This is a genomic window from Neobacillus drentensis (genome assembly GCF_036966985.1).
In the GTDB taxonomy this organism is placed as follows: domain Bacteria; phylum Bacillota; class Bacilli; order Bacillales; family Cytobacillaceae; genus Neobacillus; species Neobacillus drentensis_E.
Genome location: NZ_JBALSN010000118.1, coordinates 8,453 through 16,548 on the forward strand (window position 1 = coordinate 8,453; position 8,096 = coordinate 16,548).

The 8,096-nt window shown below is 40.1% G+C and carries 8 protein-coding genes; 5 read left to right on the forward strand and 3 right to left on the reverse strand.

Annotated elements, in window-relative coordinates:
• The 5 genes from V7659_RS08180 to pgmB all read left to right on the forward strand — a co-directional run.
• A partial coding sequence (locus V7659_RS08180; protein WP_335539315.1) for a sugar phosphate isomerase/epimerase occupies positions 1-509 on the forward strand: 509 nt, incomplete at its 5' end.
• A 13-nt stretch (positions 510-522) separates the two neighbouring features.
• A complete protein-coding gene (locus tag V7659_RS08185; protein ID WP_335539317.1) occupies positions 523-1,560 on the forward strand; it encodes a Gfo/Idh/MocA family protein in 1,038 nt (345 codons plus the stop codon).
• Positions 1,557-3,785 carry a glycoside hydrolase family 65 protein gene (locus V7659_RS08190; RefSeq protein ID WP_335539319.1) on the forward strand — a complete coding sequence of 743 codons (2,229 nt, stop codon included), beginning with the start codon at positions 1,557-1,559 and terminating at the stop codon, positions 3,783-3,785. The genes V7659_RS08185 and V7659_RS08190 overlap by 4 nt, the downstream gene beginning before the upstream one ends.
• Positions 3,786-3,800: 15 nt before the next feature.
• Complete coding sequence (locus tag V7659_RS08195) at positions 3,801-4,940, forward strand: glycerate kinase (RefSeq protein WP_335539321.1); 1,140 nt, start codon at positions 3,801-3,803, stop codon at positions 4,938-4,940.
• On the forward strand, positions 4,937-5,620 hold the full coding sequence (pgmB, locus tag V7659_RS08200) for a beta-phosphoglucomutase (RefSeq protein WP_420491257.1): 684 nt from the start codon (positions 4,937-4,939) through the stop codon (positions 5,618-5,620). Before V7659_RS08195 ends, pgmB begins: the two co-directional genes overlap by 4 nt.
• 243 nt (positions 5,621-5,863) lie before the next feature.
• Here pgmB and V7659_RS08205 read toward each other — a convergent pair whose 3' ends face one another.
• The 3 genes from V7659_RS08205 to V7659_RS08215 all read right to left on the reverse strand — a co-directional run bounded on the left by V7659_RS08205 (position 5,864) and on the right by V7659_RS08215 (position 8,005).
• Entirely contained in the window at positions 5,864-6,166 is a 303-nt protein-coding gene (locus tag V7659_RS08205; protein WP_335539323.1) for a M20/M25/M40 family metallo-hydrolase, read from the reverse strand.
• A gap of 126 nt (positions 6,167-6,292) precedes the next feature.
• On the reverse strand, positions 6,293-6,430 hold the full coding sequence (locus V7659_RS08210) for a hypothetical protein (protein ID WP_335539325.1): 138 nt from the start codon (positions 6,428-6,430) through the stop codon (positions 6,293-6,295).
• 129 nt (positions 6,431-6,559) lie between these two features.
• On the reverse strand, positions 6,560-8,005 hold the full coding sequence (locus V7659_RS08215) for a DEAD/DEAH box helicase (protein WP_335539327.1): 1,446 nt from the start codon (positions 8,003-8,005) through the stop codon (positions 6,560-6,562).
• Positions 8,006-8,096: the final 91 nt, after the last annotated feature.

An 8,096-nucleotide genomic window follows, 5' to 3' on the forward strand; every position in this document is an offset into this window, starting at 1 on the left:
TTGTAGTCCCTGCCGCATGGGGCATGTTTACCTTCCGCTTGCCACCAATGGCCTCACCACGGAGCCTAGCAGGGGACCAAAAGGCAGTAAGTGAGTCCCTTAGTTACTTGGATGGAATTGCTGAAGAAACAGGAACGACTATTTTCTTAGAACCGTTAAACCGTTATCAGGATCATATGATAAACACTCTCGCAGATGCTAGAAGATATATAGAAGAAAATAGCTTAAAGAACGTTAAAATCATTGCTGATTTTTATCATATGAATATTGAAGAAGATGATATTTCTGAAGCCTTGCACCAGAATCGTGATTTAGTTGGTCACATTCACCTGGCCGATAATCACCGTTATCAACCAGGAAGCGGCTCGCTTGATTTCAAAAAGCACTTTAATCAGTTAAGGGAAGACGGCTATAACGGATATTTAACAATAGAATGTCGTGTCAGAGGAAACGATCCGGGAGCTGAGTATATTAAAGCCTTACATCACCTTCAAGAATCATTAATTTGAGAGGGGTTATATCGTGGTTAAAAAGAAAGTTGCGATTATCGGCGGAGGACAAGTAGCAGAAAAGGTACATGTTCCTAACTATCAAGCACGTGAAGAATTAGAAATAGTTGCAGTGGTTAGTCCAAACTCTGAACGGGCAAGGGGATTTGCTGAAAGGAATGGCATTCCTCACTTTTACACAGATGCCGCTGAAATGTTTGCAATGGAAAAACCAGATATAGTTAGTGTTTGTACGCCAAATAAGTTTCATTATGAAAATGTGATGCGGGCCTTGGAATTTGGTTGCGATGTACTGTGTGAAAAGCCTCCTGCAATTTCTGCTGCTGATGCAAAGAGTATGCAAATAGCTGCAGAAAAAAACAACTGCATTTTAGCCTATAATTTTCACCACCGGTTTGCTGATGATGTGAGGATGGTACGTGAAAGTGTTGAAAATGGTGTCCTTGGTGACATCTATGTTTCTAAGGCTAAAGCATTAAGACGCTGTGGAATACCAGGATGGGGGAATTTTACAGATAAAGAGATCCAAGGTGGAGGCCCTCTTATTGATTTAGGTGCACATATGTTGGACGCCGCTTTATATGTCCTTGGTTTTCCAAAAATCGAGAAGGTTACGGCGAAAATGTATCAAAAGATCGGCACTAAGAAATCCCAAGGATCATTGGGTGAATGGGATCCAGCAAAATTTAAAGTTGAGGATTCCCTGTTTGGATTTATAGAATTAGAAGGCGGCCGTCTATTACAAATAGAAACTTCCTTTGCCTTAAATATCAAAGAGACATCTGTCATGAATGTTGAGTTTTCCGGGGACCAAGCAGGAGCAAACCTTTTTCCTGCCCAAATCTATACAGATGAGAACGGAGAACTTGTCTCACTACTATCAAGAGAAGAGGCAGATTCAGACCGCCATCACAAAAGCTTGTCTGCTTTTATCGATAAGTGTTTAGGAAAAGATGTCATGATTGCGGATGGAAATCAAGGATACATTATCCAACAACTAATAGAAGCTCTATATCAATCTGCTGAAAAAGGTGAAAGTGTATCCCTATGAAAAACGAACAAGTAATATACGATCATAAATTTGATTTACATTCTATTAATAAATTTGCTAGTTTAATGACATTAGGTAATGGTTACCTAGGCTTACGTGCTGCGTTTGATGAAGATTATTTTGAACAAATACGCGGTATGTATGTTGCTGGTATTTATAATAAAGCCTCTGAAAATGAACCATCAGATTTAGTGAATTTACCTGATTTAGCAGGTATAAGAATCGAGATTGATCACGAGATTTTCTCTATGTTAAATGGGAAGATTCTTTCATATGAACGCTACTTAAATCTTGTAACAGGGGAATTAAGACGTGAGTTATTGTGGGAAAACAGAGGCGGGGCCCGATTTAGCTTTGTTTTCCAACGGTTTGTCGCGAAAAATAACCTGCATGTATTAGCTTCAAAAGTGACCGTCACGAGCCTAGATAACACGGCCAGCATAAAAATTGTCACCGGAATTAATGCCCAGCAAACCAATTTTGGGAAACAGCATTTAATTGAAGAAAAGGTTCGAGTTTTTGATGAAGAAGTAATGCAAGGAGTATATAAAACTACGGAATCGGGGCATACGATTGCACTTGCAACAAGTTGTAAATGCCCGGCAGAGAGTGAAATTGCATTTGTAGCGAAGAATCGCCAGCTTCAAACTATCATTAAGGATAAACTAAATGTTAATCATCCATTTGTTTTTGAAAAACTTGGTACTGTTTTCACCTCACTTGATCAAGGTGAAGCTGGTATAGATCCCGAAGCTGCGAGTATCAATGAATTACAAGTGATTTCTGCCTACGGATATGATGCCTTATTGGAGATGTCAGCGCTTAATTGGCAGGAGTTTTGGCAGCAAAAACGTATCCAAATTTCTTCTACTGATCAATTTGATCAAACAGCAATGGATTTTGCCCTCTATCATCTTGAGATAATGACACCTGCCCATGATGAACGCTTCAGTGTTGGAGCAAAGGGGCTGACTGGAGAAGGTTACAAAGGACATGTTTTTTGGGATACGGAGATCTTTATTAAACCGTTTCATCTATATACAGAACCGGAAACGGCTAAGAAACTACTAATCTATCGATATTTACATTTGCAGCAAGCAAAAGAAAAGGCTGCACGAAATGGCTATGAGGGAGCATTGTTCCCCTGGGAAAGCGCGTTTAGTGGGGAAGAAGAAACACCTGAATTTGCCGCTATTAATATTAGAACAGGGAAGCGGCAGAAAGTCGCATCCGCATTAGCCGAGCATCACATTGTCGCGGACATTGCTTATGCTGTGGTTCAATATTATCAAACGACCCTTGATGAAGAATTTATGAAAAAAGAAGGGCTAGCGCTTCTTAAAGATACGGCACGGTTTTGGATCAGCCGAGCTGTAGATGAGAATGGACAACTGTCCATTAAAGATGTCATCGGGCCTGATGAGTATACCGAGCACATTGATAATAATGCCTATACAAACTATATGGCGTATTACAATGTAGACCAAGCCCTTTATTTTATGGAGCAATATGGTGAAGTTGATGAGGTGCTCCAGAAGCAGGGACGAGCTTTTTTAACACAATTGTATTTACCAAAGCCAAATGAACAGCTAATTATTCCGCAGGATGATACTTTCTTGAATAAGCCGGAGATTGACCTATCCCGCTATAAAGAAAATCAAGGCAGCCAAGGCATATTATTGGATTATTCACGGGCAGAAGTCAATGAAATGCAAATTTTAAAGCAAGCTGATGTTGTCATGTTGATGTACTTGTTCCCGGAACTATTTGAAGCCGATGTCGTTTTGAAAAACTTAAGCTATTATGAAGAGCATACGATCCACGATTCATCGCTAAGTAAAGCCATTCATGCGATTGTTGCTGCGAGATGTAATGATAGTAATTCTGCTTATCGCTTTTTTCAAGAGGCATGCTTAATCGATTTGGGTCCCAACCCACACTCTTCAGACGAAGGGCTTCACGCTGCATCGCTAGGGGCGATCTGGCTGACAACTATGTTTGGCTTTGCTAATATTTCCTTAAAAAATAATCGTTTGAGACTGGATCCTAAGTTACCAGGAAATTGGTCTGAACTTAAGTTTAGGTTGACTATTCACGGTTGCCAGATAGAAATCTTGATGACACATGAGAACGTCGTAGCGTCCAAGTGTTTAGGACCTGATCTTTTACTAGAAATTAACGGAACTGAATTCCTTTTGACTGATCGAATTGAAGTGACTTTATAAATCGAGGAGAAAACAATGAAAATTGTTATTGCACCAGATTCATTTAAAGAAAGTCTAGCTGCAGACCAAGTAGCTGAGGCCATACAAGCTGGGTTCATGGAATTTTTCCCTGAAGCAGAGTATCATTTATTGCCAATTGCGGATGGTGGGGAAGGAACAGTTCAAGCTTTGTCATCCGCAACGGGCGGCAAACTGGAAACCGTCACTGTAACAGGACCTTTATATGATCCTGTTGTGGCAAAGATCGCTTTTTCCAATGATGGAAAAAAAGCCTTTATTGAAATGGCAGAAGCGTGTGGGTTGCATCTTGTTCCATTAAATCGACGAAATCCATTACAAACAACTTCTTATGGTGTAGGGGAATTAATTTTACATGCCATCAACCGCGGGGCTGATGAATTGATTATTGGAGTTGGGGGAAGTGGGACTAACGATGGCGGTTTGGGAATGGCTTCAGCGCTAGGTTACCAATTTTTCGATCGGAATGGGGAATTAGTCGACGGTGTTGGTAAAGATTTGTTTAAAGTCCATTCAATGTCTGATATAAATCGAGATAAACGATTAGATCATGTAATAATAACCATTGCTGCAGACGTCGATAATCCACTAACAGGTCAAAATGGTGCGACCTATGTGTATGGACCTCAAAAAGGTCTGCCTGAATCTATATTATGTGAAGTAGATCAAGCAATGGGTGAATTTTATCAAATGGCTTGCGGTCATTTAGAGAAGGACGTCACCACGCTGCCAGGCAGTGGTGCAGGTGGCGGCATGGGTGCGGGGCTCATCCTATTTGCTAACGCTACTATTAAAAAAGGCATTGAACTTATACTCGAACAATTGAAGGTAAAGGAAACTTGTCAGGATGCTGACATCGTAATCGTTGGGGAAGGGAAAATAGACGGGCAAACCTTATATGGCAAAGCACCAATGGGCGTTGCATCCTGTGCTCCGCCACATGCCAAGGTTATTGCGATTTGCGGAAGTGTGGGTGCCGGCAGTGAAGCACTTTATGAACATGGATTTGATGCTATTTTTCCAACGATTCCTGCCTTACTTCCAATAGAACAAATTATGGAGGGCGCCTACACGAATATTAAGACAACGTCTCGAAATATTGCGGCGCTAATTCAAAAAGGAGGGAATAGAGTATGATAAATCCAGCTATAGAGGCAGTCGTATTTGACCTTGATGGGGTCATAACCGACACTGCTCATTTTCATTATCTAGCGTGGAAACAACTTGCTGAGGAGTTAGACATTATCATAGATGAGGTTTTTAATGAACGCTTAAAGGGTGTTAGTCGTATGGATTCTCTTGAATTAATATTAAAAGAAGGAAACCGACAAAATGACTTCACAATCGCAGAAAAGGAAGAAATGGCGTATAAGAAAAACCTTCATTATTGTGACTTATTAAAACAATTAACACCAAACGATGTTCTGCCTGGAATCTTAGAATTAATATCCAAAATAAAGGCAGAAGGAATTCCAGTTGGATTGGCATCTGTTTCGAAAAATGCGGGTACGGTCTTAAAAGCATTAGAGTTAGAAGGAGCTTTTGATTATATTGCCGATGCAGCAAAAATTAAAAAATCCAAGCCAGATCCAGAAATTTTCCTCACAGCTTGTAAGGGATTAGGGGCAAACCCTAAGCGGTCGATTGGAATCGAAGATGCTCAAGCAGGTATTGAGTCCATCAATGCTAGTGATATGTTTTCAGTAGCGGTTGGAAGTACACTTCGTGATGCATATTACCAAGTAGGAACGACCGATGATCTCCAGTGGAATAGTATTAAAGAGGCATATGAAAATGGCTTAAAGGGATCTAAATAAACCCACTACGAAACGAACATGTAACACTGAAATAAGGATTCAAGAAAAAACTAATCAAACGTTTGATTAAATGGTCTTCAAGCCTGGAGGTATAAGGTTTTCTTCATGGGCAATCGTTTGAATGAAAAACTAATCAAACGTTTGATTAAAAAGGCTTGAAGCATGCATTGTTATAAATGAGTTTCAATATTTTTACCAAATTTAAAGCTAATATAAAAAGTTTGAAAAAGCGACGAAAGCCTTCTATTTATTAGACTCCAAAATGACTTCTGTATAAAACTTATTCGCGTTGAGATAGTTGTCGACACTGACATGTTCATTCGTGCCATGCATTCGATTGAGGTCCTCTGAAGTAATCTGTACCGGTAAGAACCGATACGTATTTTTCGAAATACGATCATACTGCCTCGCATCAGAGCCGGCAAACATTAAGTAAGGAGCAATGACGGCATTCCCGTAAACATTCCTTGCTGCTTGTTGAATCGACTGAAATTGCCATCCCTCAATCGATGAAACCTTGGATGCCTCATTGCCTGTTATATTCACCTTAATATCATCATCTTCAATCGTATCTTCAATAAACTTATCAAATTCCTTAAAATCAAACTTACTGCGGTCCTGGTAAGATACTGTTTTGAAGGTGATGGCTTTGGATAGATGCTGAACAGCTTCCTACTCGTTAATTACCAATTTTGTTGGCTTAGGGGTGGGTTGCTGTGTTTTGACTGTCAAAGTGTCGAAAACGGTTGCAATTAGAAAAACAAGAACGATACCGCCAATAATTTGTAGTGCACACTTTCGTTTTTTCATAGAAAAATCCTCCGCTTTTCTTGTTAATATCTTAATATTACAATATTTATCAGAATAGAAGGAATTTTCTGTGAGTAAACAAAAGAAAAGAACGATTATGCTGGATAATCGTTCGATTTAATACTTTCCTTATTTAAGCGCCTTACTAACCTTCAGTTTCTTCCCTTTAATGGTGGCATTCTCCATCGCCTGTAAGACGAGTGAGCCCTTCCCATTAAGAATATCAACATAGGTCATTTGATCCTGGATGGTGATAATCCCAATATCCTCCGCTGTGACTCCAGGAATTTTCGCAATGGTCCCAACAAAATCTACCGCGCGCATCTTTTTCTTTTTTCCACCACTGAAATGGAGTTTTGTGATGCCTTGGTTAATCCGGGCCGTTTTATTATTTCTCACGACGCGTCGGCCGCTTATTTTTTCCTCGAAAGCCTCTTTTCCTTTGGCAACTTCCTCAGGCTTCGGTGCTTCTATCTTAGGTATTTCAAAGTCAATATATCGTTCAATCGCTCGAACGAATTTTCCTTCATAAGGTGTTGCAAGCGTAATCGCTTTTCCTTTATTGCCGGCACGACCTGTTCGGCCTGTTCGGTGGACATAGCTTTCCTTTTCCATAGGGACGTCATAATTGATGACGAGGGTGACATTATCAATATCAATTCCACGTGCCGCAACATCCGTTGCGACGAGATAGCGGAAATTTCCCATTTTGAAGCCATCCATTACGGCAAAACGATCTTGTTGTTCTAAACCACCGTGGAGTCGTTCACAGGAATAATTTGAGCCTTCTAATTCACTATACACCGTATCAACATGTTCTTTTGTGCGGCAAAAAATAAGGCAGCTGTCTGGATTTTCAACAACTGTAACATCTTTTAGCAGGGAAAGCTTGTCTTCTTCTTTCACCTCAATTAACAAATGCTCAATCGTATCGGTCGTGACCCCGGTAGAAGCGATCTCGATATTAACAGGATTGTTCATATATCTATGGCAGAGGTTTTCAACATCCTGTGGTAAGGTAGCCGAAAATACCATCGTGATTCTGTCTGACGGGAGCTCTTTTATAATCGCTTCAACTTCGTCGATAAACCCCATATTAAGCATTTCATCTGCTTCATCAATAATAAGGTACTTTATTTCGTCTAGAACGAGGGTTTCTCTGTCGATATGGTCCATGACACGTCCTGGTGTCCCAACGACAACATGCGTTTTTTGCTGCAATTCTTCTTTTTGCTTCGAAAATGGTTCTTTTCCATAAACGGCCATCGCCTTAATTCGTTTAAACCTGCCGATATTAGTTACATCTTCTCGAACTTGAACGGCAAGTTCTCTTGTTGGGGTAAGAATTAATACTTGGGGCTTTCTTTCTTCCCACTCAATCATGTCACAAATAGGTATGGCAAAGGATGCAGTTTTACCGCTGCCTGTTTGTGATTTTACGACAAGATCTTGATTCTTCAACGCTAAGGGAATGACTTCGGTTTGAACCTCGGTAGGAGTGTCATATTTTAAAATGGCCAGTGCTCTTGTGATTTCATCACTTAAATTATAATCCGTAAAACTTTTTTCGCTCATGTATTAACCTCGTTTATTAGTATTATCCGGCTTATCTATAGGATTTCTCGCAAAGAAATATCGTATGCATAATCTGAATATGGTTCATTAT

Coding starts and splice junctions, on each gene's coding strand:
- V7659_RS08210 (WP_335539325.1), bottom strand. CDS start 6,430: ATGAAAAAACGAAAGTGTGCACTACAAATTATTGGCGGTATCGTTCTT.
- pgmB (WP_420491257.1), top strand. CDS start 4,937: ATGATAAATCCAGCTATAGAGGCAGTCGTATTTGACCTTGATGGGGTC.
- V7659_RS08190 (WP_335539319.1), top strand. CDS start 1,557: ATGAAAAACGAACAAGTAATATACGATCATAAATTTGATTTACATTCT.
- V7659_RS08195 (WP_335539321.1), top strand. CDS start 3,801: ATGAAAATTGTTATTGCACCAGATTCATTTAAAGAAAGTCTAGCTGCA.
- V7659_RS08215 (WP_335539327.1), bottom strand. CDS start 8,005: ATGAGCGAAAAAAGTTTTACGGATTATAATTTAAGTGATGAAATCACA.